General features: G+C 59.8%; 17 protein-coding genes. 4 read left to right on the top strand and 13 right to left on the bottom strand.

The genetic code is table 11. The features are described from left to right. Window positions 1-1,738: 1,738 nt before the first annotated feature. Complete coding sequence (locus FJ419_RS05260; protein WP_064993569.1) at window positions 1,739-3,706, top strand: acyltransferase family protein; 1,968 nt, start codon at window positions 1,739-1,741, stop codon at window positions 3,704-3,706. A 516-nt stretch (window positions 3,707-4,222) separates the two neighbouring features. On the opposite strand, the gene FJ419_RS05255 is transcribed toward FJ419_RS05260, so the two are convergent. The 9 genes from FJ419_RS05255 to nifH form a co-directional block, all read right to left on the bottom strand. Continuing rightward, on the bottom strand, window positions 4,223-4,915 hold the full coding sequence (locus tag FJ419_RS05255) for a universal stress protein (protein WP_224655972.1): 693 nt from the start codon (window positions 4,913-4,915) through the stop codon (window positions 4,223-4,225). 291 nt (window positions 4,916-5,206) lie between these two features. Next, a complete protein-coding gene (locus FJ419_RS05250; protein WP_064993520.1) occupies window positions 5,207-6,025 on the bottom strand; it encodes a response regulator transcription factor in 819 nt (272 codons plus the stop codon). After that, complete coding sequence (locus FJ419_RS05245) at window positions 6,018-6,497, bottom strand: NifX-associated nitrogen fixation protein (protein WP_064993521.1); 480 nt, start codon at window positions 6,495-6,497, stop codon at window positions 6,018-6,020. Before FJ419_RS05245 ends, FJ419_RS05250 begins: the two co-directional genes overlap by 8 nt. 14 nt (window positions 6,498-6,511) lie before the next feature. Continuing rightward, on the bottom strand, window positions 6,512-7,009 hold the full coding sequence (nifX, locus tag FJ419_RS05240) for a nitrogen fixation protein NifX (protein ID WP_064993522.1): 498 nt from the start codon (window positions 7,007-7,009) through the stop codon (window positions 6,512-6,514). Continuing rightward, entirely contained in the window at window positions 6,975-8,357 is a 1,383-nt protein-coding gene (gene nifN / locus FJ419_RS05235; protein ID WP_064993523.1) for a nitrogenase iron-molybdenum cofactor biosynthesis protein NifN, read from the bottom strand. Before nifN ends, nifX begins: the two co-directional genes overlap by 35 nt. Continuing rightward, window positions 8,354-9,856 carry a nitrogenase iron-molybdenum cofactor biosynthesis protein NifE gene (gene nifE, locus FJ419_RS05230; protein ID WP_064993524.1) on the bottom strand — a complete coding sequence of 501 codons (1,503 nt, stop codon included), beginning with the start codon at window positions 9,854-9,856 and terminating at the stop codon, window positions 8,354-8,356. The genes nifN and nifE overlap by 4 nt, the downstream gene beginning before the upstream one ends. A 63-nt stretch (window positions 9,857-9,919) precedes the next feature. Then, complete coding sequence (gene nifK / locus FJ419_RS05225) at window positions 9,920-11,461, bottom strand: nitrogenase molybdenum-iron protein subunit beta (RefSeq protein WP_064993525.1); 1,542 nt, start codon at window positions 11,459-11,461, stop codon at window positions 9,920-9,922. A 132-nt stretch (window positions 11,462-11,593) separates the two neighbouring features. Further along, on the bottom strand, window positions 11,594-13,096 hold the full coding sequence (gene nifD, locus FJ419_RS05220) for a nitrogenase molybdenum-iron protein alpha chain (RefSeq protein ID WP_064993526.1): 1,503 nt from the start codon (window positions 13,094-13,096) through the stop codon (window positions 11,594-11,596). A gap of 91 nt (window positions 13,097-13,187) precedes the next feature. Then, window positions 13,188-14,081, bottom strand: coding sequence for a nitrogenase iron protein (gene nifH / locus FJ419_RS05215; protein ID WP_064993527.1), 894 nt, complete (start codon window positions 14,079-14,081; stop codon window positions 13,188-13,190). Window positions 14,082-14,659: 578 nt separating this feature from the next. On the opposite strand from nifH, the gene FJ419_RS05210 reads away from it, so the two are divergent. The 3 genes from FJ419_RS05210 (at window position 14,660) to rpoN (ending at window position 19,812) form a co-directional block, all read left to right on the top strand. Continuing rightward, window positions 14,660-15,880: an MFS transporter gene (locus FJ419_RS05210; RefSeq protein ID WP_064993570.1), complete on the top strand. Its 1,221-nt coding sequence runs from the start codon at window positions 14,660-14,662 to the stop codon at window positions 15,878-15,880. A 1,878-nt stretch (window positions 15,881-17,758) separates the two neighbouring features. Next, window positions 17,759-18,292 (top strand): peroxiredoxin, encoded by a 534-nt coding sequence (locus FJ419_RS05200; protein ID WP_064993528.1) that lies wholly within the window; start codon window positions 17,759-17,761, stop codon window positions 18,290-18,292. 170 nt (window positions 18,293-18,462) lie between these two features. Further along, window positions 18,463-19,812 (top strand): RNA polymerase factor sigma-54, encoded by a 1,350-nt coding sequence (gene rpoN / locus FJ419_RS05195; protein WP_084015736.1) that lies wholly within the window; start codon window positions 18,463-18,465, stop codon window positions 19,810-19,812. Window positions 19,813-19,825: 13 nt separating this feature from the next. Here the strand turns inward: rpoN and FJ419_RS05190 are convergent, their stop codons facing one another. The 4 genes from FJ419_RS05190 to FJ419_RS05175 form a co-directional block, all read right to left on the bottom strand. Next, window positions 19,826-20,428 (bottom strand): nitrogen fixation protein NifQ, encoded by a 603-nt coding sequence (locus tag FJ419_RS05190; RefSeq protein ID WP_064993572.1) that lies wholly within the window; start codon window positions 20,426-20,428, stop codon window positions 19,826-19,828. Window positions 20,429-20,864: 436 nt separating this feature from the next. Next, window positions 20,865-21,917 (bottom strand): LLM class flavin-dependent oxidoreductase, encoded by a 1,053-nt coding sequence (locus FJ419_RS05185; RefSeq protein ID WP_064993530.1) that lies wholly within the window; start codon window positions 21,915-21,917, stop codon window positions 20,865-20,867. A 265-nt stretch (window positions 21,918-22,182) separates the two neighbouring features. Then, window positions 22,183-23,784: an SDR family oxidoreductase gene (locus FJ419_RS05180; RefSeq protein WP_064993531.1), complete on the bottom strand. Its 1,602-nt coding sequence runs from the start codon at window positions 23,782-23,784 to the stop codon at window positions 22,183-22,185. Window positions 23,785-24,159: 375 nt separating this feature from the next. After that, window positions 24,160-24,744 carry a nuclear transport factor 2 family protein gene (locus tag FJ419_RS05175; protein WP_064993573.1) on the bottom strand — a complete coding sequence of 195 codons (585 nt, stop codon included), beginning with the start codon at window positions 24,742-24,744 and terminating at the stop codon, window positions 24,160-24,162. Window positions 24,745-24,873: the final 129 nt, after the last annotated feature.

The following is a 24,873-nucleotide window of genomic DNA, read 5'->3' as shown; positions in this document are numbered from 1 at the left end:
TGATCGTGTCGAGTATCCGACGTTGAACGGCAGGCCTTGAAGGTTTGCACTTTGTCGCCCTTCGGAACAGCACCAGCTTGACCAACTCTAGCGTTTTTTTCAGATGGGCGCCGTCCGGGGAATCCGGTAATGTCTCATGTGTCATGCGACGTGGATCTCTCCCATGATGATCTGATAGGCATAGCATTCTTACGTCGCATGACGCTCCCATTAGCACTCGACTAAGGTGCGCGCGGCAGCTTCTTCGCGCGCCAGCACAAGCTCCCTTCGTCGAGGTCAATGCCGATGACGTGGGCCATTCGTCCGACCGCTGCGCTCGAGCTTACATCTCCGCCGGCGCAGCCGCCGTCGATTACGGTGGAAGCCGACAGCGGCTCGAGGCGATCAGCAGCGATTGCGTTGAAGACGCCAGCACACGCCAAATCGCGGCAAGGAGCGCGCGGCCACCAGGTCGGAACGTTGTTCCTGGCCAGACAATCCTCGTCGCGCGATTGGTTCAGTAAGGTATCGTCATCGAGATAGCGGCTGCAGTTCGTTCATGCATCTCATACGCCAAGACCGCTTTGCACCCTCGGGTCCAACCCACGATCCGGCTTCGGCGACATCCATTGCGCCCTTAAGTCCGCAGCGAAGCGTGGCGGCATACCGTTTGAGATAGCTCACCTTCGCCGAAAATCCGTCCGGAGTGTTGAGAAGCTCGCGCACGGCATCGGATTTGGAGGAATGCAGATCGTCTGCCGGTCGCGCCGAACGGGTCCGCCGGTCGCGAGCACAAATGATCAGGCTCGTGACGCTGCGGGATGGATCCAGGAAGCGAGCGACGAAATTGAGTGATGAACCCTAGGCATCAGAAGGAGGACGCCGCTCCACCTTCCGCCTTGCGCATGACCTGGAGAGATTTCCGGTGGGCGTCGCCTCCCGAGCAACGCTTTTTCATGTCCGTTACTCTCCGTAAAATAGATTGTTTCGATGGAGCCCATCTACGATGTGAATGCGTGCGCCTCGCATGCGATCAACAACCGAACCCCAGAGCTCCATAACGAATGCCTGCGCAACTCGCCTGCAAACTCGACGCCCGATCTACTTATGAGAAACCGTACGATCGGCGATGCCGATCATCCCAATCGGAACTGCCCCACGTGGCACGGGCGAGCCAGTCGATTGAGAGATGACTGGCCTGCTTTGCAGCTGCGGTAGGTGGCCAATCCGGCAGCGTGCTGTTTCTGACTGGCCGTCCAGCCGCGCTTATAGGTTTCGTCTGTTCAACGGCCGCGCGGCAATCGCCGATCGACATCACGGGCGCGGTGAAGGTGGATACTGCGCACATGCGCTAGGTGGGCACAAGGACCGCGGAAGAGATGAACAAGAGCCACACCAATTCAAGTCGAGCTGACGCAAGGCAGCAGCTGATCGATCCGACTGACGATCTCAAGCTCATGTAGCGCGCTGGAGTGGCGGTCTTTGCCTCGGCGCCCGTACCATCGGCGCACCACTGCGCACGCTGACAAGCCGGAGTGGCCGGTGACCGGACGGGTTCGCCTTCTAGTGAAAAACCGTCTTTCACTTTGATCGAGCGGGATTCTGCGTTGCGCGATTTGTGTCCGGTCTGGTTCGGTTCTTAGTCGCACGCGATGGCCCGCATTCATACGGTAGATGCACTTCATCGAAACTATCGATTTTACGATGCGTAACGACCATGAAAAACGCTGCTCGGAACCTTCTGAGGACGATCAGCTGCATGAAGTACCGAGCGGATATCAGCGGTCTGCGGGCCGTCGCCGTTGTTCCGGTTGTCCTGTATCACGCTGGTTTTTCAGCGGTCAGCGGCGGGTTCGTTGGGGTCGACGTCTTCTTTGTGATCTCCGGCTTCCTGATAACGTCTGACATCATCGAGCGCACCGACAGGGGCGAATTCTCGCTGCTGGACTTCTATCACCGCCGGGTCCGACGGATTTTTCCTGCCCTGTTCGCGATGCTGGCCGCATGTTTTGCGATGGGGTGGTTTGTGCTGCCGCCGGGTGAGTTCATCGGCTTCGGCAACAGCGCCATTGCCGCTGCGATTTCCGCCAGCAACTTCTTTTTTTACGTCAACACCAACTATTTCACTGAAGCCGCGACCTCGCTCCCTCTCCTGCACACATGGTCGCTGGCCGTCGAGGAGCAGTTTTATTTCCTTTGGCCTCTGGTGGTCATACTCATGATGCGATGGCTGAGACCGTGGGCGGCAGTCATCGTCGCGGCGCTGGGCATCATCTCCATCACCGCCGCTCAGCACTGGCTTCAGAGCGATCCGCCCTTTGTATTCTACATGCTTCCGACACGCGCTTGGGAACTGCTCACGGGCGGGCTGATCGCGCTGCCTGCTGCTAAGGCAATGAGGCCAACCCGAACGATTGCGGAACTCCTCGCTGCCTCAGGTCTGGCGCTCATCACCGCTTCACTCTTCCTGCTCAATCAGGATACGCCATTTCCCGGCCTATACGCGCTTGCTCCTTGCATTGGAGCGGCGCTCATCATCGCGGCCGGCTTTCACCGCGACACGATGGTTTCGAAAGCGCTGTCGATCAAGCCTGCCGCCTTCATCGGGCTCACATCCTACTCGCTTTACCTCTGGCACTGGCCGTTGCTGGTCTTTGCAGGCATCTATCGGAATCGCGAATTGTTCGTCTCTGAACGTGTCGCGGTCGTACTCGCCGCACTGCTCGCGTCAGCACTCTCCTGGCGCTTTGTCGAGCGCCCGTTTCGCCGGAGGGCCACAGGCTGGAAGTGGATGGTACCGACCGCCGGCACAATGGCCGGCGTCTGCTGTCTATCCCTGGCTATCATCTACAGCTCCGGCTTCCCAAGCCGGGGTCCTGACGACGGTCCTTCTGTTCAAGCGCTCAGAGCGGAAAGAGCCAAGTTCGAATCCTCTTCCTGCCTCCAGCGTGGCGGGCTCATTCCCAAGACGGGCGAATGCATCCTCGGCTTCGGCAATATCGCTCCGAGGGTCGTTTTGTGGGGCGATTCTCAGGCTGCCCATCTTGCCTCTGCTTTAGACGAGGCGGCCCGGACGACAGGCGTGCGCGTCAGACAGATCACAAAGGCGGGGTGCGCTCCTTTTCCCGACATGACGATGCTTCCCGCCAGTCCCTTGAGAGCGGATTGCCCGGCCTTCAATGCGTCCGCGCTCCAATCGGTGCTTGCCGATCCCAACATCACACTCGTGATCCTGGCAGGCCGCTGGAACGCCTACTCGGGGCGTGGAGGCAGCTTCCTCTCGACAGACGGAAGCTGGCCTTCGCAGGAGACTTCCAATGCCAACTTCACGTCCGCGATAGAACAGACCGCTGCCTCACTGGCGGCCCATGGCATCAAGACCGCCGTGGTTGGACCCACGCCGGAACCATCCATCGATGTGCTGACTTGCCTCGTCCGTGCCGACTTCATGAAGGGCGACGCGCCGTGCTCTACCATGCCGGCCGAGATGTCCTGGCAGAACAATCGAATGCTCGCGGATCTGCTGCCGCGAACCGTACAGTTCATTCCCATAGTCCCAGCTCTGTGTGGGCAGCAAAACTGCCCGCTGAGATCAGGTGAAGACGTCTTCTACCTTGACGCGATCCACCTTTCGCCGGCGAGCCGGCATATCCTTGCCCCTATTTTCGCCAAGCTCATCTCTTCGTCAGCCATGAATTCGGCTAAGGCAGGCTTTCCGGGGCAGTGAGGATCGCACACTGCTTCCGTCCGGCGCCAGCTAAAGGTCATCACGAGCTGCGGCGAAAGCCCTACCTTAAGTTGCCTGAGGGCACTCGTCTTGAGTTATATGAAGCTGCAATTGCCCTCGACATGGGGCAGCCGGGAACAATGGCAGCCTATGCCTGGCGCTGCAAAGAGCATTGCCTTGAGCGAACGGCTGTGCTGGCCGCAGCAATAGGTCCTAACTCGTCTACCAAGCTAACGACTGTCTTTCTCAACTGAATTAAGCCAAGCTACCTTTCTCGTCTTGGGCCAATCTGCCGCGGCCGTGCTTCGATGAGCTCGAGCAGCGCCGCTGCACGGCCTTTGGGGCCGTCTCGGGCGAGAGTTCGACAAGCAACTCAAGACCGGAGCATTTTGTTCGGTCAGGCCTCGTGCACTGCCTCGAGGAGCTTCGCGCCGCCGCGATCTTTTTCCCGATATCTGAATAGTTCGCCCAAGTGAACTAAAGCTTCGAGCGGCATCGGTGCAACTCCCGAGCCGGTCAGCGCGCCAAAAACAGCGGCAATGTCGGCTTGTCAACAATCCATTTCGTTGCGCCGCCGAAGAGCCGCTCACGCAGGCGACGGCTGCCATAAGCGCCCATGACTATCATGTCGGCAGATGTATCGATTGCGTGCTGCGCAAGCACCTTGGCCGCCGATTTGCCAGCACTTGGCAACAGGTCAACCGACACCCGAGCACCGTGGCGCGTGAGATAGGCAGCAATATCGGCTCCAGGTTTCGCGCCGTACCCTTTGTGGTTCGCCTTCGGACCCACCAGGACAACACGAACTTCCTCAGCAGCGCATAGGAGACCCAGCGCTTCCCGAACGGCACGGGATGCCTCGAGTCGCGAATCCCAACCGACCAGGACGCGCCTTGGCCACAGGGTCGCCTCAGCGCGCTTGGGCACAATAAGCACCGGTTTTCCCGTATCAAATAAGCTGCCGTTGATGACGACAGGTCCGACAACACTGTCGTTGAGAAGTGCGGGGCCGACAATGGTCAGGTCGGCGCAGAGTGCCCGCTGTCGCACCACCTCCCCCACGCCAGTCAAATTGCAATAATCCGTATCGACATCATAGGAAAGGCACATTGCCCTCAGCAGTTCCTGGATCTTCTCGGAGCGTCTTTCCAGTCTGGGCACGTCCAGTGTAAATCTGTCTTGCCGAAACTGATTGTTCAATGTGGCCATTGCCTGTCCACGCCCCGTGGGCCACTCGGGGACACCATCTCTCATCGGCCGATATGACAAAACGAGCATCAGAGCCGGTATTATCCGTACGGAAAGATGCGCACCGACTTCAGCACACAAGCCGGCAGCAGTTTCGACGTCATGATCGGAATGGTCTGCGTCCGTCACACAGAGTACGCTTTTAAAACCCATTTGCCTGCTTCTTCCTGAGTATCTCGTTTAGTCTAGCGGCAGGCCGCAACACCGACTCACAGCGCGAGGGAAAGGGAGTGGCACTACACCTCAACTGATTCAGCCGTCCGGCATCTGGAGCGAGTAGCCGGCCGACCTGACAGTGAGAATGCCGCCGCCGGGCCAAGCCTTCTTGAGGGCTGTTCTGATCCGGCTGACATGGACATCGACGGTGCGTGGTTCGACATGGATGTTTTTCTCCCAAGCCGTGCCGATAAGCTCCTTCCGGCTGAAGACCTTGCCGGGAGCCTCCATCATAAGCAGCAGCACGTTGAACTCGATGACTCCGAGGTGAATGTCGTGGCCATTGCCGCGAATCCGGCGGGCATCCACCTTCATCTCGAGGTCACCAAAGGTGAGCCAGCCGCCGTTTTCAACGCCATGTGCGCCCCGCTTCGGCAGCGCCAGCCTCGCCCGTAGAAAGTCGAGCAGGTTGGCCGGGACGATCGGCCGCACAAATCTCTCGTCAATGCGAGCCTTGAGGAGATCGAGGTGCTGGTCCTCGGCACCCGGCGCGATCAGGGCAATAACGGTAAGGTCGGCGGTCCGGGGCTCCCCCTTGAGCCGGGCGCAGATTGGGGCCCCGGTTATGCTCGCCGGACCGCAGTCCAGCACGACGGCCTGGAATTCGCGTTCGTCGGCCAATGCAAGCACTTCCTTGGCGCTCCTTACCGGCTCAGTGGCGAAGCCGTCCACCTCCAGTATGTGGCTGAGCAACAGATAAAGCTCGGCATCTTGCGAACAGATCAGGATGAGTGGCTTCATCGGTGTTACTTCAGGAGCTTGATCCGCCTGGACGGCGTCGGCTGCGACGGTTGGCCATCGCGGCTGCTGAAGATTGTCATGGCCCCTGGGCTCGAAACCTGCTTCATCACGCACGCGCCACCTCGGGATAGGTTTCGATGGCTGCGATTGCGTCGCTGACCAGCTTCGTGCCGGCCCCGGCGAGCTTCCGCAACGTCTCGAAGCCGAACCGGTGGACGTCGCGCAGCGTCTTCGACAGAGCGACCAGCCGCCCAGTCGTGAAAAGCACGCGCCCAAAGCCTTCACGGCTCAGCTCCATGATCGGCGATGCCATCAGGCCGCAGCGCTCCTCGATCGCAAGCCCAATGGCGGTGTAGAACATATCTAGCCTCCACAGGACGTCCGGGTCGGGATCGCCTATGATCGGGATCGCACGGCGCTGTTGCTTGGTGATGATGAAGGCGGCCAGCAGTTCGCGGTCCGCTTTGCCTTCCCACGCGCCGTAGGAGTCCTGAGCACGTATTAGCCGCACGAGGCATTTGAGAAACGGGCTGGCAAGCGCCACCTCGTCCTCATCGACAGCAAGGCTAAGGGCAGGGTCGAACATTTCGCCTCCTCATTTCAGTCCTCGTCTTCAAAGGACGGCTTCTGTTTCGCGACGCCTGCCTCAGCCAGGACCTTGCGCAGCCAAGGTGGAGGGCAGGTCCTGAGCATCAGCTGCGTGCGAACCAGCACCTCTTGGATGCTCTGAGTATGCCGCACCTTGATCGGATGGATTTTTGCCGAAACAAGCTTGGCTGCCGAAGGTCCACCGATCGCCAGGCAAAACAGGAGGTGGCAGCCCTTCAGCGCTTTTATCTTCGGTGTGATGCGGTCATCCCTCTCGGAGTGATGTTTCCCACTTTCGTCGGAGACGTCGTCGAACTCGATGACTTCCACAAGCTCCCACTCCTCGCGCGTCATATCGTAGATGACAAAGCGCTTGGCCGACCCGAAATGGGCGTTGAGTTGCTTGACGTCCTGGGTAGCGATTGCCACCCGCAAAGCGCCTGCTTGTCGTTCACGCATCGGACGGTGAACCTCGTCAGTGACGAGTGAGAAGCGACGCATCGGGCTCACCTGGCGTTTGGCGTTTGCGGAATGGATCGAGCTCATCAGGCGTCGGCGCACGCCGGCCGGCCTGGAACAGGTTGGCAACCTCGAAGACCAGGTCACGGGTCCCTTGATAGAGGATCGAGAGCCTGTGCTGGCTGCCAAGCCGGTCGAAGACGGGGAAGCCGATGCGCATAAGCGGAATGCCAAGGCGTTTCGAGGCCTGGCGTCCATGTGAATGGGTGACCAGAAGATCAGCGCCGCTTGCAAGTGATTCCAGATCGCCGAGATCGCCGACCTGAATCGACTCCGCCGGTACCTTTTCCAGAATTTTCGACATACCGGTCGTCGTGACGGCCGCCGTGATTGCGCAGCCCATGTCGACGAAGAACGCTCCGAATTGATAGAGTTGGTCTGGTTCAGCAGCGATCGCAATTTTCTTGCCTCCGAAGTGGAAATGTCCGTCGAGCAACGCATCTTGCAGTTGCGCCCGCCGACGGCGGACGCTTGCCGGCACAGGCTGGCCAGAAATAGCCGACAGCAGCGAAACGAACTGATCGGCGCCCTTCAATCCGGTCAGCGACTGAAACAGCACGTAAGGCACGCCGGTCGCCTTGTAGAGAACCTCGGCCGGGCGGCGCATATGCTCGCCGATCGCGATGCAGTGCTCGGCCGTGCCGAGCTCGCGGATATCCTCGATGCTCGTTCCGCCATAGGTGGTGGGGACCCAGTGGTCTGGCACGGTACCGTCGAGCGAGCCTGAAAGGTCTGGCAAGATCACCGATTGCAGGCCAAAGCTTTCGACCATCTCGCGCAAATGCTCGAGGTCAGCCACGGTGAGGTTCCAGCCAGGAAGGATCGCGATCTTCTTTGACTGCCGCGCCCGCTCCCCAGGCTTTGTAATGCCTTCGATCATGGCGGTGACAGCCTTGGCCCAGCCCTCTTCAAGGGCGCCGGCGAAATCCGGCGTGTTGGCCAGCACGATCTCGGTACCCGCGAGTTCTTCCGCCCGTCTCAGCCTGATGTCCGAAATGTCGCCTGCGCAATCCTCGCCACGGGTTTCCACCAGGGCCGTGGTGCAGACCCCAATCAGCTTTGGCGTCGTGCGGGTCTTGAGGTTGAAGATCGCCTCTTCCAGATTGTCCGACCCGCCGAGGATGATTGTTATTTCATCCATCGCGGTCGTCTGTAGGGGAATCGTTTCCTTGAAATGCCGCACGAACAGCACGAGGGCAAAGCTGGTGCAGCCCTGGGCGCCGTGGAACAGCGGCACTGCGCCGTCAATGCCGAGAAACGCCAAGGCGGCACCAAGCGGCTGTGACGATTTCAGCGGGTTGATCGCGGCTGATTTTGTCTGGGGAAGGATACGCGTCATCGGATCTCCTCAGCACTCACGCAAATCGTCGGCGCCTTGCCGGCGGTTTCCTGGACAGCGTGCAGGTTCTCGGCGTCGTCGCTTGGGCCCGGCAGTGCGTCGTACCCATGGATCGGACCATCCCACGGGGGTCGCTCGCGCACCTGGCGCCAGATCGGGTTGTGAATGGCGAGGTCGATCTGGCGTACGAGTTCCACCATGCCGTCATAACCGGCGTAAGGGTGCTGGCGCTCCTGGTTGATGTCGAGCCAGGGCATCTTGGCCTTCAGCGCGACGAATTGCGTGCGCCCACCCGAGAGCATGATATCGGCCTTGCCTCCAGAGAGGATGGCGTAAAGGTCGCGCGCTGACATCTGCTCGAACGTATCGTTGTCGTCCTTGAGCATCTGTTTGATGCGCACCTTGTCTTCGAGCGTGGATTTCTTGACCGAGGTGCCCACGATCTCCATGCCGATCTCCACCAGCGCATGGACGAGCGACCAGGACTTCACACCACCGGTGTTGAGCAGCACGCGCTTGCCTTGGAGCCGCGGCCGGTAGGCTTCGAGCTTCTTCCATGCAATCGCCTCCTGCTGGGCGATCAGCCTCTCCGTGCGGTCCAGGATCTCCGGATCGGCCCCCTTCCTCACCAGGAGCTCAGCAATGTTGCGGAGTGCTTCCGACGTATCCGAGATGCCATAGAAAGAGCCCTCGAAGAACGGGATGTCCCAGCGCTCGTCCATCTTGCGGGCTAGAGTGATGAGGGCCGTCGAGCACACCACCATGGCCGCCCGGGCGCTGTGCGCGGAAGCTACGTCGCGATAGCGCGCGTCGCCCGGAATGCAGGCGCGAACCCGGATCCCGAGCCGATCCAGGAGCGGCTTGACCAGCCAGAATTCGCCGGAAAGGTTGAATTCACCAAGGACGTTGATGTCATACGGGCCGGCGTCGTCGGGTTCCACCGTGCCGATGACATGGTCGAGCAACGCCTCCGCGGCAAGCTTGTTGCCCAGGTTCTTGGAGCCAGCCAGGCCCGGCGCGTTGACGGGAACCACGGCCAGGCCGAACTTTTCGGCGGCGCGTTTGCAGACGGCCTCGATATCGTCGCCGATGAGCGCCGTCACGCAGGTCGAATAGACAAAGACTGCTGCGGGCGCATAGGCTTCCTTGATTTCGCGGATCGCCTTGAAGAGCTTCCGCTCGCCCCGCCCCATCACCACATCGAGTTCGGTAAGATCGGTCGTGAAGCTTGTGCGCCACAAGGTTGGCCCGGACGAAGCTGCACCGCGGTTGTCCCAGGAATTTCCCTCGCAGGCGAGCGGCGCATGCACCAGGTGGGCAACGTCAGTGATCGGCTGCAGGACGATCTTGGCCCCGTCAAACGCGCAGCCGCCCGCTGCCGCTCCCGGCGTCAGCGGCCGTGCGCAGCCTTCCTTGCGCGCCCTGACGTCCTTGCCACGGTTCTTGTCGCATGCAGGCTCGTCGAAAACGTCCTGGATCTTGGCACTGAGCGAGGTCATTGCGTCAGTCTCCAAAGTCCATTCGGGCAATGAACAGCCTGGGCGAAAAGCTGGCCGTGTGCTTTAGCGGGTGAGGTCATAGGAATAGTCCGTCACGCCCGTCTGGCTCGTCTCGCGATCGAGCTTGTCGAAGATCTTGTCGAGGATCGTGGTCAGCACGCGTAACCCGCCCTGGTAGCCCATGAGCGCAAAGCGATGGTGATGGTGCCGGTCGAAGATTGGAAACGTCAGGCGGATCAGCGGCGTGCCGGTGTCGCGCTCCAGATACTTGCCATAGGAATTGCCGATCAGCAGGTCCACCGGCTCGGTGAAGAGAAGCGATCGCAGCGCCCAAAGGTCCTTACCCGCCCAGACCTGAGCGTCCATGCCGAAGGGCGAGGCGTCAAGCAGTTCCTGCAACTCGGCTTGCCAGGCCGAGGAGCCGTTGGTTGCCAGGCAATGTGTCGGCTCGCCGCCGGTCTCCATGACGAAGCGGGCCATGGCGTACACGAAGTCCGGGTCGCCGTAGATCGCGTATTTCTTGCCGTGCAGCCAGGATTGGCTGTCGGCCATGGCATCAACCAGTCGGCCGCGCTCCAGTCGGATTGCCTCGGGGATTTCCTTGCCGGAAAGCGCCGACACCTTCATCAGCAATTCGTCGGTCGCCTGGACGCCCAGCGGATAATGGAAGGAAGCCGTGGCCTGCCCAACTTGCCCGCAATAATCCAGCGTTTTTCGCGTGTTGTAGTGCTGGAGCGAAAGCGTTGCCTCGGCGTCAAGTGCCCCCCTCACCTCTTCGATCTTGGTGCCGCCGTCATACATGCGGTATTCCCCGTCCGATGGCGTGTCGAACTGGTCAGAGGCGTCCTGGATGAAGGTGTAGGACACACCCATCATATCGAGCAGGCGTTTGAGTTCCCGGTTGTTGCCGACGCAGAAGCCGTCGAAGCCCGGAATGAGGTTGATGGTTCCCTTGGTTTCCGTGCGCTCCTGGCCTTTCCAGAAGTGCTCTAGAATGCCCTTCAGCATGCCGTCATAGCCGTCGACATGGCTACCGACGAAGGCCGGCGTGTGGGCGAAGGGCACGTCAAAGTCGCGCGGCACCGACTTTTCGTCTTTGGCGTTCTCGATGAAGCTGTGCAGGTCGTCGCCAATGACCTCCGCCATACAAGTCGTCGAGACTGCGATCATCTTCGGGTCGTAAAGCTGGTAGGTGTTGGCGAGCCCATCGACCAGGTTCTTCAGGCCCCCGAATACTGCCGCATCCTCGGTCATCGAGGAGGAAACCGCCGAAGCAGGCTCCTTGAAATGGCGCGATAGATGAGAGCGGTAGTAGGCCACGCAGCCCTGGCTACCGTGGACGAAGGACATGGTCCGCTCGAAGCCCGCGGCCGCGAACACAGCGCCGAGCGGCTGGCAGGCCTTGGCGGGATTGATCACAAGCGCTTGTCGGGCGAGGTTCTTTTCGCGGTATGCCCAGGTCTTGGTGAATTCACCCTGATCGGCAACGATCTGATCCGGGTGCGGACATTCGAAATTCAGCTTCTTCCCGGCGAGCATCTGCCTGTATTCCGGCTCGCGGAACAGCGGAGCGTGGTCGAGAATCTTTTCGGCCGACTGCGGCATTGGTATTACCTCTTTCCATCTGGCCGCGCCATACGGCAGCTCAGGTACGTGGAGACGTTTGCGGTTTCCCGAGGCTCACAAGCCGCGAGGGTTCATCGTCTCTCTGGGGAGACTAGGCCTGGGACAGGGCATCTATTCGGCAGCCATCGCCTGCCCACGGGACGGGCTTTGTTTCCAAGGTGCCTGGTAGAGGCCCCAGACCGGATTGTTGATCGCAAGATCCACGTCGCGCGCGAAAATGGCGAAGCCGTCATAGCCGTGATAAGGTCCCGAATAGTCCCAGGAGTGCATTTGACGGAACGGGATACCCATCTTCTGCACGGGGTATTTTTCCTTGATGCCAGAGCCAACCAGGTTGGGGCGAACTCCCTCGATGAACTTCTCCAACTCGTAGCCGGTAACGTCGTCATAGATCAGCGTGCCATTCTTTGCGTAATGGCCCGTGCGTTGATAGTCATCGTTGTGAGCGAACTCGTAGCCGGTGCCAACGATGATCATGCCGAGGTCTTCGTAAGCTGTGATGACGTGGCGGGGGCGCAGGCCGCCGACGTAGAGCATGACGGTATTGCCTTCGAGGCGTGGCCGGTACTTTGAGATGACCGCGTCGACAAGCGGTCTGTACTTGGCGATGACCTTCTCGACTTTCTCCTCGATTTCGGGGCCGAAATGCTTGGCTATTTTACGCAGGGAGGTCTCGATCTGGGACGGTCCGAAGAAATTGTACTCCATCCAGGCGACGCCATACTTTTCCTCCATATGCCGGCAGATGTAGTTCATAGACCGGTAGCAGTGGATGAGATTGAGCTTGGCCTTCGGGGCGCGCTCGATCTCGGCGAGTGTCGCGTCACCGGACCAGTTGCCGACCACGCGCAATCCTATCTCCTCAAGCAGGATGCGCGAGGCCCACGCGTCGCCGCCAATATTGTAGTCGCCGATCACGTTGACGTCGTAAGCACCGGCCTCGAAATCGACGTCCTTCTTGTCGAAGACCCAGTCGCGGATGGAGTCATTGGCGATATGGTGGCCGAGTGATTGCGAGACGCCGCGGAAGCCCTCGCAGCGCACCGGCACGATAGTCTTTTCGTACTCCTTGGCCTTCTTGCGAGAAACTGCCTCGGTGTCATCGCCAATGAGACCGATCGGGCATTCGGATTGCACCGTGATGCCGTTATTCAGCGGGAACAGTAGCTCGATCTCATCGATGATCTGTTCCAGTTTCTTGTCACCGCCGAAGACAATGTCTTTCTCCTGGAAATCGGATGTGAACTGCATTGTCCCGAACGTGTCGATGCCCGTTGTTCCGACGTAGTAGTTGCGGCGCTGTGACCAGGAATATTGGCCGCAACCGACGGGGCCGTGCGAGATATGGACCATATCCTTGACCGGACCCCAGACCACGCCCTTTGAGCCGGCATAGGCGCAGCCGCGTATGGTCATCACTCCCGGAATGGACTTGATGTTCGATTTGACGTCGCATTCGGAAAGGATCTCGTTTTCCCCGCCGGCCTGGTCCCCGCTCTTTGCGACGCTGAGATGCTTTTTGCGGCGCTTCGCCGCTTTGTCCGGATATTGCGATAGCACCTCCTCAATAAGCTTCGCATGGAGAGCACCATCATTCTCGTATTCCAGGCTCATGGGACCCCTTTCAAGGTGTCTGGTGACGCCTCACCGACGAGGCGCCGTTCTTTGCAAGGCGTGCCACCTCAAGGAGGGCGCCCAATATCGGTTACTGGGCTGCCGCCTTTGCCGCTTCCTTGGCCTGAAGCTCGGCAAGCATCTGCTCGTCGGTTTTCATGATGCCGAAATCGAGCAGCATGTCCTCGAGCTCCTCCATGGTAATCGGGGTCGGGATGGTACCCTGGCCAGAATTCGCATGGATCTTCTCAGCAAGCGCGCGGTATTCTCCGGCCTGCTTGGAGTCGGGCGCATATTGGATCACTGACATCTTTCTGAGCTCGGCGTGCTGGACGATGTTGTCGCGCGGCACGAAGTGGATGAGCTTGGAGTTGAGCCTGGAAGCCAGTGCTTCGGCCAGGTCAAGCTCACGGTCGGTCTGACGCTCGTTACAGATCAGTCCGCCGAGCCGAACACCGCCCGAATGTGCATATTTCAGGATGCCCTTGGCGATATTATTGGCGGCATAGAGCGCCATCATCTCCCCGGACATGACGATATAGATTTCCTGCGCCTTGCCCTCGCGGATCGGCATCGCGAAACCGCCGCAAACCACGTCCCCGAGCACGTCGTAGGAGACATAGTCGACATCGTCGTAGGCGCCGTTCTCCTCAAGGAAATTGATTGAGGTGATGACGCCGCGGCCGGCGCAGCCTACACCCGGCTCCGGGCCGCCGGACTCCACGCACTTGATGCCTCTGTAGCCTACCTTGAGCACGTCCTGAAGCTCGAGGTCTTCCACCGAACCTTCCTGTGCCGCGAGATGCAGGACAGTATCCTGAGCCTTCGAGTTCAGGATCAGGCGGGTGGAATCCGCTTTGGGGTCGCAGCCGACGATGAGGATTCGCTGCCCGAGGTCGACGAGAGCGGCGAGCGTATTTTGGGAGGTGGTGGACTTGCCGATGCCGCCCTTGCCGTAAAAGGCGATCTGACGCAGACGTGACATTAATAGGTTTCCTTCCTTGGTTTCATCCGTCGCGGCTGCCCGGGACACAAATGCCGATGGGCAGCTCTTGCCGCCTCACAACGAGGTCTCAAGTTTCGTGCCAACTTTTTCGAAGGACAGCCAAAGCGGGATTTTTCCTTTTGGCTCTAGCTAGTTAGCTTGTGCGCTAACAAGTGCTCGCTGGCAGATAGATTATTGTTGGAACAAGCCGTGTAGCGGACCCGACAATGCCCGACACAAAACGTCAGGTTCGAGCCACCGGAAATGGTCCTTTCAGTCAGAGCCGGTTTTTGGCTGCTTAAAGGCGGCGGTCATAGCGACCGGCTCGCGTCGTCCCGTCACGGAACATCAGACATCCGGGCTCGGAACTGCTGGCGCGCATGGCTGGTTCGAGACGGACGCCGAGGTCGGCATAGAACAGCCTGATGAGACGTCTGCCGACGATGACACCCCCGTCGGGCACGGAGAACCGGCACCGAAATTGCACGCCCTACTGTCACAAGATGTCGGGCAGCGATGGCGCGCTTCTGCCTTTAGTTCGGGTCATCGCAGCCAACCCATGTTGGGCGAGGATGTTCATGACCGAATCGGCGACGGGTCTTATCGAGACTGTTCTGCACGGCCCAGAAACGCCGGATCGACTATCTCCTCCCGCATGGGGTGCGGTCATTTCGCTTGCTTTGGGCACCTTCGGGCTGGTGGCGGCAGAGTGTCTGCCAGCCAGCGTGCTGACGCTGATAGCGCGCGATCTCGGCATCTCAGTGGATGCGGCTGGATATGCGATCACAGCGACGGGCATTGCTGCGGCGATCTCAGCGCCGACGATGGCCATTATTGCAAAGCGCCTGGACCGCAGGACCGTCCTGTGGGCAATGATGCTGCTTCAGATCCTGTCCAACCTTCTGGTGGCAGTCGGGTCGTCGCTGCCGGTTTTGCTGGCAGCACGCGTTATGCTCGGCATTGCGCTCGGAGGCTTCTGGTCGATTTCGGCATCGCTGGCGATACGGCTCGTTCCAAATCATCTTCTGCCGCGCGCCATGTCAATCATCCTCGCCGGCGTTTCGGTCGCTCTCGTATGCGTGCCTGCATTCGGCGCCGTCGTCGGCGGCAGCTTGGGATGGCGAGTGGCCTTCACGCTCACCGCAGTGCTTAATGCTGTTACGCTGCTGGTGCTGCTTTTAACGATGCCGACGCTGCCTCCGGTTGAAATGGCTGGATTCCGCAGTCTGCTGGATGCGGCCAAAGATCCGACCATAAAGGTCGCACTTTTGGTCGTACTGCTGGTCGCTTCTGGGCACTTCACCAGCTTCAGCTATATTCGGGTCTTCCTCGAGACGACTCCCAAGCTCGGTACCAACGGGATCTGGATATTGTTGCTCCTTTCTGGCATAAGCGGCTTCTTCGGCAGTTTTGCCGGAGCATTCCTGGCCAAACACAGTCTCAAGGCAGTCGCGGCCCTGCCATCCTTCCTTATGGCGATAGCCGCTGTCTCGTTGCTGAAGTTTGGAGCATCGACCTTTGCCTCGGCGATTGCGGTTTCCGTATGGGGCTTTGCCTTCGGCGCGGTGCCGGTGGGGTTGCAGACTTGGATACTGCTGCGTGCGGTTCCCGAGCAGGCCGAAAGCGCCGCCGTGCTGATGACCTCAACGTTCCAGGTAGCCATCGCAGCCGGCGCGATTTTCGGCGGACTGCTGCTGAAGGATCCCGACCACGTCACGGGTGTCTTTGCCTACACCGCAATTGCCACATTGCTCGCGGCACTCACAGTGTTCGTATTCGACCCGAAACACGCAACCTAACCGCCTGGTGGGAGAGAAGCTCGCCGTCGAGGTGGACTCGCACCAGCCGCGCGACGCGGTCTGCGCACGATACTTTTTCGATCCAGGCCTTCGTCTCGCCTAGGATGGCCGCCTGGATCGCGGTACTGCCTCTTCCACGTCGGCTCTTCAACGGGCATGGACCAGCGCCGGTGCCTTGCCGGCCTGCACCGAGACTACAGCGAGCGATCAGCGCTCGGCCGGGCGGACTTGGTCAGGTTGCGCAGCCCATCTTCGCCGACATCGATGTCCTGATATTGCAAGGGTGTCAGCGCAACGACGGTCTCACCTCTCGAATGACTATGTCCGACAACTTCATGGCAACGACCTCGTCCCGCTGGTGGACGCCGACGAGCTTGGGAGATAAGGGCGCAATCTGCTCTTCAACCGTTTGAACGTCGGGCACAAATGGGCAGCAAACTTTTTCGGCGCGAGCTAGCGAGACCCGTCAAATCATCGGTTTTGAAATGCCGATTTAGTGCCTGCCAGGCATAGCGATCGAATGGATCACAGAAATCCTTTCAGTTGAGTTGGAGCGGAAGATCAATGCGCTCCTGCATCAAGCCTCGCTAGGGGCAGCCGAGGCTCTCCTCGAAATTTGCAGACGTCCCACTGACAAGATTGTTGGCTATTTGCGTGCCCGGTTGGCGCTCCGTTGCGTTCTGCCGGTTCCCGCAAACAGCGGACGCTTCTTGGCGACCTTTGGGTCGGCTTTGCGACAATTCTAGTCCAGTTTCCGACACAATGGATTTCGATAGGGACGCTCGGCGAGAGGAACACCATGCGTGTAAAGATCGTAGCCGAGTCGAAAGCGATCCTTATCGAATCCGGATCGTGGCGCTGCCGGCCTGCGTTCACGTTAGTCGCACGTAAAAACACGCCAGGGCAAACACACTGTGCAATCGCTGTGCCGGCCGATGCGGGGTATTGCCTGGGCTTGCCCTGTCTGGCCCGTCCTTTGCCAGCCGGCGCCGGACGGGTGAATACCCTCTCTACACAGGACTTTTGTTCGGTGTGATGACGTGACGGCTCTGGCGCGCACCTCCGGTTGGCGAAGACGTCGTACCGAAGCGATAGCGCTGGTGCAGGAGCAGCTTCATTGGAAATGGCATGCCGCTTGCAGCCTTGTGCTTAGAGCCCATCAAACCAGGAAGAAGGTGACTACCATGGCTGACGCCCCAAGCTCCAAACGATGGACAAAGGCGACGGTGGCCGTCTTCGCTGAAGATCGGGACGTCGTCCGGTTCGGAGATCCGTCCTCCGAAGCGGCTTTGCAACTGGGGTCCGATGCCGAGACGCCAGATGATGCTCGCGCATTTGCCGGAAATCGGTTTGCATCAGCATGTCAGTGGCCAAGAGGCTTCTCAAAATTTCGGCCGAGCCCACGTCGGCCGGAAACAGGCAAGTCCAGCCAATACGCTGAACCAGTTCAGCCACGCCGCTCTGCGGCGCGGAGAATCACTTTTGCGACGCATATGCTCATCCCGCTCCTGGTCATGTCCGGTTGCCAGCATTTTGACCCCGGGTATGAGGAGTGGGTGATCCATGCCGGCTCCGGCGCCCTAGTCGCGGCCAGACCAATCGCGGCGCTAGAAGGTGCCCTCATCCCTCATATCGATGGCTTTCGGGTGAGAAAGGTCTGGAGCCGGGCCGTTGCCACGAATCCGGAGCCGCGTCCCCCAATCGCCCACGTCGATGCGGTTCGGGTGAAGAACACCTGGAGCCGGGCCGTTCCCATACACCCGAATGGAGAAAGCATCGGGAGCGCCGTCGGCATCATGCCATGCACGAGACCCGCAGCTCGGTATTGCGCCAGCCCCTGCAAGAATCCAGTGCCACCTCCCTTCAAGGAGAAAATTGATGACCGGTAAAAAGAAGGTTCCCTTCGTCACGTTTCTTACGCGTGTCCGCGATGATTCAGTCCAGGGGCCAAATCCCTACCGCTGGGAAAAAAGAACATCCGACGACTACTTTGCCGGCAAACGGGTCATCCTGTTTTCGCTGCCCGGTGCTTTCACACCGACCTGTTCGACTTACCAACTGCCGAATTTCGAAGATCTCTATGCGGAATTCAAGAAGGAAGGAGTTGACGCGATCTACTGCCTCTCCGTCAACGATGCCTTTGTCATGAATGCATGGGGGAAGTCCTTGGGGTTGCAGAAAGTCGAGCTGATCCCCGACGGTTCAGGCGAGTTCACCCGCAAAATGGGCATGCTGGTTGCCAAGGACAATCTCGGCTTCGGTATGCGCTCCTGGCGCTACGCGGCTCTGGTCAATAATGGCGTGGTGGAGCAGTGGTTTGAGGAGGAAGGTTTCTCCGACAACTGCGGGACCGACCCTTATGGCGTCTCATCCCCGCAGAACGTCCTTCAAACATTGAAGGACGCTGCATGACCTGGTGCCGAGGATGTGCAGCTGCGTTTGGACGCCACTTGCACAAGGGCAAAGCTCTAAAGCGGCGCGTCCGGGAAGGTCATTCAAAGGTGACGCGCATGAGAGGCGTCGACCCTGTGAGAGATCGAAACCAGCCGCAGTCAAGAGCTTCTAGACAGGAATAAGTGACCATGCAACCGTCATTGAGCCTACTTCAGAAACAGTCTCTGGGATTATCGCCTCAACTCATCCAGTCGATTCGCCTGCTTCAAATGAACATTCCCGAACTGAATCAGTTCGTGGCCCAGGAGCTCGAGAGAAATCCCCTTCTGGAGTATGCGAAGATGTCCCGGGATCTGCCCAGGCAAGGGAAATCGAGCACCGCGCCTGGCGATCATCGTGCCTTCGAGGAGTTTGTCGCCTTACCAGAAACGCTGCACGACCATGTCGCTTCTCAGATTTCCTTCACCGCCTTCACGCCGCACGAGCGGCTGATTGCTAATGTGCTTGCGGGACATCTGGATGACACTGGTTTGCTTGGGGCAAGTGCTTCGGAGCTGGCTGGGAAGCTAAACATCCCGCTGGCCGATGTGGAACGAGTTTTGGGTATCTTGCAGCACCTCGATCCGCCGGGGATTTTCGCACGATCTCTCGGCGAATGTCTTGAGATACAGTTGCGCCAGCGAGACCGGTTCGACCCGGCCATGGCGGCTTTGATTGCCAACCTTGACGTGCTTGCGCGGTGCGATTATCGGACTTTGAAGGTGCGTTGCGGCGTCGACGACGAAGATCTTTTCGACATGCTGCAGGAAATCCGTGCGCTCGACCCCAAGCCCGGAAACGCATTCCACTCGGGCGCGCCGGAATGCATCGTGCCGGATGTCTGGGCCACTCCCTCGCCCGGAGGTGGATGGCAGATCGAGCCTGATCCGAACACGCAGCCCAAGTTGATGATCAAACACACTTATCTCAAGGAAGTTTCACGCCGAGTCGCCAAAAAATCGAAAGAGATGACATTTCTCAACGAATGCCTACAGAATGCGCTCTGGTTAATCAGCAGTCTCGATCAGCGCGTCAAGACGATCGTCAAAGTTTCGAACGAAATCGTGCGCCAGCAGCATGCCTTTCTGGACTATGGCGTCGCCCACCTACGACCCCTCAATCTCAAGGCGGTCGCTGACGTGATCAACATGCACGAGTCGACTGTAAGCCGGGTAACGTCGAACAAGTACATGCACACCCCACGTGGAGTGTTCGAGCTCAAGTACTTTTTCACTGTCGCGATCGCTTCTTGCGAAGGCGGTGACGCGCACTCCGCCGAAGCTGTCCGCCATAGGATCAAAGCAATGGTCGCCGAAGAATCGTTTGAGAACGTGCTTTCGGACGATGAAATCGCTGACCGGCTCAAGGAAGACGGTATCGATCTCGCTCGCCGCACCGTCGCAAAATATCGCGAGGCGATGAATGTCCCCTCCTCCGTACAGCGGCGCCGGGAAAAACGCTTGTGGCACAACGGTAATCAAGGCCTCAGGGCCTCGTGACGAAAAGCGGCGTTTAAACCGGTGTGACGCGTTCTTCACATTCGCCTTTCTCGGGGCCGAAGCAATTTTCGAAATCACTGCATTCCCGACAATTGGGCGCAGTGCACAGCGAAAACCCTTCGGCCTCGCAGAGTTTGCGGTAAAAGTACTTCTTCCATTTCATATTTTGGGTGTTGCCGGCCGCCAGCGTCGGAAAGTGTGTGGCCAGAAGGCGGTTGAGCTCGGTCCGGTCGGGAAGCCCAAGGTCCTGCCACAGATGGCCATCATGCATGGCGCGCCGGGCGAGGATCTTAGCGAAGCGGGCGCTCGCCGGATGACTCGCCCGGGCATGTGCCAGTAGCAGGCCGCGCAGAAGTTCTTCCTCTACACCCGGCTCAGCATCGCTGACGTTTGCCGAGGCGAATGCTGCCATCGCGGTACCAGGGAAACCGCGGGGCAAGACCTCGCGCAGCTCGGCAAGCGAAAGGCCTGTTGACTCCGCCACTGTCGTGCCAGCCTCGACCTCCTTGAGCGCACAGGAGAAGACGCAGGCAAGCACATGTTCGTCGAACTCCTTCTCCGGCTGGATCGTCGGCCATTGGCCGGTGCCGATATGCGCATCGTTTTGACCGGACATGGTTCCGTTCTCCTGGTCTGTGCCTTCACGCAGCACTCTGCCGAGCGCAACGCGGGTCAGTCAGTCTTTCGGGCACACGTGTGCGCAGGCTCGTGCCCAATGAGCGGTCGGGGAAATCGACCGCCTTGATCATGCAATTGAGCCTCGCCTTGAAACGCGTCCTGCAGCCTGTCGGGCAGGCGAGAATTTCACCCAGGACACGACGCCGTGAATTTGGCTGACGGCGCGAGCAGGTCCTGAAGCGACGGTTAGCCGTGAAGGCTCGCCCGTCGGCAGGCGAGATAGTGGGGAACCCCATCTGGGGCCGTCCAGGTGACGGCAGCGCCACTCATCGAAACCCACGCCAAGTTCCGTTCATGAACGTGCCATTTGAATCCGTTTATGCCGAGTGGAACGAAAAAGAAGCTGCGGCCACGAAGTTGGCCCCCTTATGATTTCAAACGCGCGCATAACCCAGCGCCTTGTTGATTGCGGGAATGATCTTGTCTCCCCAGAGTTCGATCTGGCGCAGCATTAGCTTTTGGTCGAAATCCCCCAACTGGGTCTGGATTGCGATCTGATCCGGCTTCAGAATGTCGATCTCTTGCAGCAAGCGATCAATCACGCGATTCACACTGCCGATCGGCAGGTTGTTGCGCATTGCCCCGAAGGACAGATCCTGCTGGGTGGGCGTTTCCTGCAGCAGATAGCCGTCGTGGCTCTGCTGCCGGCGCTGATGCAGCGCCTCGGACAGGCGGCGCTGGAAACGGGCGTTGTCGAGATAGCTGTTGATCTCCTCCTCGTCATCGCTGGCGTAGCAGCAACGCAACAGCGATATCCTGGCGTCCGTCACATTCCTGTCCTCGGAAGCCGCCGCCTCCTTGATTGCTCCGCGCAACGTGCTCAAGCTCGCCAGGCCGTCGTGGAATGCGGTGACAAAGAAATTGTGACCCTCTCGGTAGGCCCGTTTCATGCGGGCCGGCCCGCCGGCCATCCAGATGGGCGGTGCCGGCCTTTGGACGGTGCATACTGAAATCGCCGTCGGGGGTATTTTCTCATAGTGGCCATCGTGCTCGAAGATGTTCTGGTTGAGACCCTTCAAAAGGATATCGAGATGTTCCGAAAAGATCGCCGGCGCCTCATCGATACTGACGCCGAAGCGCTCGAACTCGAACTGTTGGTATCCAGAGCCGACGCCGAGTTCCAGGCGACCGTTCGCAAGGATATCGGCGAAGCCGATCTCGGAGAGCAGGCGCTGCGGTTTGTAGAGCGGCAGCACGCAGACGGCAGTGCCGAGGCGAATGGTGCTCGTCACTCCGGCGCAGTGGGCCACCATCATCAATGGCGAAGGGATCAGGCTGTAGTTGTTGAAGTGGTGTTCTGCGAACCAGGCTGTGCCGAAGCCGGCCTGTTCCGAAGCGATGGCCTGTTCGATCGAGTTTCGGATAACGATCTCGGGGGATTGATGATACCCACGTTGGGCGGCCAGGATGAAGGTGGCGAATTCCACTATGTTTCCTTGTTTGCTGATGGTTGGCGGATTTGGAACTGCGCTCATCCGAGACACGCGATTGCCTCGGATCGGGCGCCTGGCAGGGGCATAGTGGTACGATAAGCAGTCCGGATCCATGGTTGCCGGCACGCGCGAGAGCTTGTCCCCATGCCGAGGGACGTTGCCCCGCCGACATCTTGGATCGGGGCCGCGCCGCGGGCGCGTTCCAAGCCAGGTCTCCGCTTTCATGGACGGCGCCCGGTAGCGTAGCGATGGTCGACGTTCAAACACCCGCCTCCGCAAAGCATTCGTCGTAGAGTTCGCTGGCGTTTCCTGCGTCACCGAACGCGGTCCAGCCGCCGTCCACATAGAGGATCGAGCCGTTGATGTATGAGGCGTCGGAGGAAGCCAGGAAAAACGCTGCATCTGCAACGTCTTCCGGCCTTCCCATCCTGCCCAAAGGGATCCGTCGGCCGATCGTTGCCAAGTCGATGTGGCCGGTTTTCGCCAACTCGCTAATGGCGGGAGTGCGGATATAGCCAGGAGCGACGGTGGCTGTGCGAATGCCGGCGGGCCCCAGTTCGGCCGCCATGCATCGGGTCAGCATGTCCATCGCCGCCTTCGAGGCACCGTAGGCGTGACGCGGCGCGAAGGGCAGAAAACTGTTGATCGATCCGAGGTTGAGGATCACGCCGCCCGGGCGCATTGCTTTGATCGCTTCACGCGCGCAAACGAAGGCGCCAGTGAGATTGACATGCAGGACACGTTCGATGTCTGCAGGCATTTGTTCGATCCCAGCCACAAAAGTGTCGACGACAGAAGCACCGTTGACGAGGATATCGACGCCCCCGAAGCGCTCCCTCAGTTCCTCAAACACCGCCACCACCTCGGCCTCGACGGCCACATCTACCGATTTCGCGATGTTCTTTCCGCCGAGCAATGCAGCCAGGAGAGTTGCCGCGGTGCGGTCTTTATCGGCGATCACTACGGTATCACCATTCGCGGCAAAACGGCGAGCAACGGCGGCGCCTATACCGTTCGCACCACCCGTGACGAGCACCACTCGCGCGTCGGCGCGTTGGGCCGGACAGGAGAGTTCGCTTAGGGGAACGCCTTCCACCTCAGGGCAGGCATCCCCAGGTTGGTTGAATGACATCCAGCCGCCGTCGACCGCCAGCACGGATCCCGTGACGTAGTGCGCCTGTGCGCTTGCCAGAAAACGCACAGCCCGGGCGATCTCGTCGGGCCGAGCCATGCGCCCCATTGGCACGCGACGGCGCATCGCCGAGAGGTCCATTTTGCCTGCTCGTTCCAGCTCTGCAGTCATAGGCGTGCGCACGCAGCCCGGCGCTACCGCCGTCACGCGGATGCCGCGATAAGCCCATTCGCATGCAAGCGACTTTGTCAACGAGATCAGGCCTGCTTTCGAGGCTGCGTAGGCATGGCGTCTGGGATTGCTGGCCACGCCCGACATCGAAGCGACGTTGACGATGGCACCTCCCGGCCTCATGCGCCTCGCCGCCTCGCGCGCCATGACGAACGGCCCAATCAGGTTTACTGCCAGGCGGCGTCGGAAGGCGTCGACATCGGTGTCGACAGTGGCAGCCACATTGGGTCCCACCGCGGCGTTGTTGATGAGGACGTCGATCTGCCCGAACTGTGCTTCGACCCGGCCATAGAGCGCGAGGATATCTCCCTCTCGCGAGACATCGCACTCGAGGCCAAGGTGCTGCTCGCCGAGATCGCGGGCCAGTTCAAACACGCCGGTCCCAGGAAGGTCCACCGCAACAATAGTGTCTTGATCTGCCGCAAGAACATCGACCAGGGCACGGCCGATTCCGCCCACGGCGCCTGTTATGATTACGACCCGTCCTGCATGCTTCATGGGAACTTTCTCCAGGAGTCTCTGAAATCTCTGCCCTCGACGTGGTGCGGCGGAATGGTGCGCCCCCGTAGAGCACCCTGTGCTGGCGCCGGTCGCGTGCGTTCCCAGACAGGCGTCGTCCGCATTGGCTGCGATCCAACTCTCGGTCGGATAGTCGAATGTGTGTCCGACGCCTCAAGCACAGGGGCTTGCCTCGATGAGCGGCTCTGCCAAGTCCAGCAAATCGATGTAGACCGGCCTCGGCGCGCTCGTGGCCTCAGACCAGAGCGCTGTCGCGGTCACGCTGTCGCGGGGCAGAAAGGCTACCCTGGCGGCCGCATCTTTAGCGTGCAGGGTATCGCTAAGCTTGCTGTGGCGTAGCAGAGTTGTCATAAATTATCGTCCCACCGATGTGGTTTTCCCGTTCGGAGCTGGGGACGCATTATCGCGAGAAGCAACGCGATGCTTTCCGATCGCGTAGACCGGATCGTTCGGATACGGTGCTCCAATCGGCTGTCGCAGGCCGAACCGTTCTGTCTCAAGCACCGCAGCTGGGACCTGCTCCTCGAGCCAATCGTAGACGACGGTCCGATCGGCAATCCGCCACTCGCCTGCCCTCTTTTGAAACAGATCGCAGTAGCGCCCGCTTAGCAGCATCTGGCGCATTTCTCCGTCTTTGTCCGGTCCGCGTTGCAGCGCGGTGAAATAGCTCTCGACTGCGGCCTGAGCCGGTTTGATGAATTCGACAAGGACGTTCGTGATCTGATGGATGTTGCGCGGTCCGGTCTTGAAGACACCGAGCGCAAACCGGATGAAGCCCTCGGCCGAGCCGCGATAGGCCCCATGATTGTCATGTGCATCAGGCCAGTAGGCGCTACGCAGCGCTGCCTCATCGGCGCGGTCTATCCCGCGGCAGTACCGATAGAGGCAGTCGCGGATCGCCTCACGGTCGAGTAGTTCGGTAGTTTTTGCGGGGTCCATAGTCGAAAATTCCGTCGTTCTGAGGTGTTCCGGGAGCGCATTGTTCCGTTTGCGCGTGGCCTGGGCTACTATGCGCGCAGCAGGCGGATCGTCTATTTCCAGCGCTAGTTCGGGGCAGGATCGCACCCC

It is taken from the genome of Mesorhizobium sp. B2-6-2 (genome assembly GCF_006440615.1).
Lineage (GTDB): Bacteria > Pseudomonadota > Alphaproteobacteria > Rhizobiales > Rhizobiaceae > Mesorhizobium.
The sequence above is the reverse complement of the archived record's forward strand: the minus strand, read 5'-3'. Positions and strand labels throughout refer to the sequence as shown.

What these genes read in the sequence shown, in the direction of transcription:
- FJ419_RS05260 (WP_064993569.1), top strand. Translation starts at nt 1,739, where the DNA reads ATGAAGTACCGAGCGGATATCAGCGGTCTGCGGGCCGTCGCCGTTGTT.
- FJ419_RS05255 (WP_224655972.1), bottom strand. Translation starts at nt 4,915, where the DNA reads ATGGCCACATTGAACAATCAGTTTCGGCAAGACAGATTTACACTGGAC.
- FJ419_RS05245 (WP_064993521.1), bottom strand. Translation starts at nt 6,497, where the DNA reads ATGTTCGACCCTGCCCTTAGCCTTGCTGTCGATGAGGACGAGGTGGCG.
- nifN (WP_064993523.1), bottom strand. Translation starts at nt 8,357, where the DNA reads ATGACGCGTATCCTTCCCCAGACAAAATCAGCCGCGATCAACCCGCTG.
- nifE (WP_064993524.1), bottom strand. Translation starts at nt 9,856, where the DNA reads ATGACCTCGCTCAGTGCCAAGATCCAGGACGTTTTCGACGAGCCTGCA.
- nifK (WP_064993525.1), bottom strand. Translation starts at nt 11,461, where the DNA reads ATGCCGCAGTCGGCCGAAAAGATTCTCGACCACGCTCCGCTGTTCCGC.
- nifD (WP_064993526.1), bottom strand. Translation starts at nt 13,096, where the DNA reads ATGAGCCTGGAATACGAGAATGATGGTGCTCTCCATGCGAAGCTTATT.
- nifH (WP_064993527.1), bottom strand. Translation starts at nt 14,081, where the DNA reads ATGTCACGTCTGCGTCAGATCGCCTTTTACGGCAAGGGCGGCATCGGC.
- FJ419_RS05210 (WP_064993570.1), top strand. Translation starts at nt 14,660, where the DNA reads ATGACCGAATCGGCGACGGGTCTTATCGAGACTGTTCTGCACGGCCCA.
- FJ419_RS05200 (WP_064993528.1), top strand. Translation starts at nt 17,759, where the DNA reads ATGACCGGTAAAAAGAAGGTTCCCTTCGTCACGTTTCTTACGCGTGTC.
- rpoN (WP_084015736.1), top strand. Translation starts at nt 18,463, where the DNA reads ATGCAACCGTCATTGAGCCTACTTCAGAAACAGTCTCTGGGATTATCG.
- FJ419_RS05190 (WP_064993572.1), bottom strand. Translation starts at nt 20,428, where the DNA reads ATGTCCGGTCAAAACGATGCGCATATCGGCACCGGCCAATGGCCGACG.
- FJ419_RS05180 (WP_064993531.1), bottom strand. Translation starts at nt 23,784, where the DNA reads ATGAAGCATGCAGGACGGGTCGTAATCATAACAGGCGCCGTGGGCGGA.
- FJ419_RS05175 (WP_064993573.1), bottom strand. Translation starts at nt 24,744, where the DNA reads ATGGACCCCGCAAAAACTACCGAACTACTCGACCGTGAGGCGATCCGC.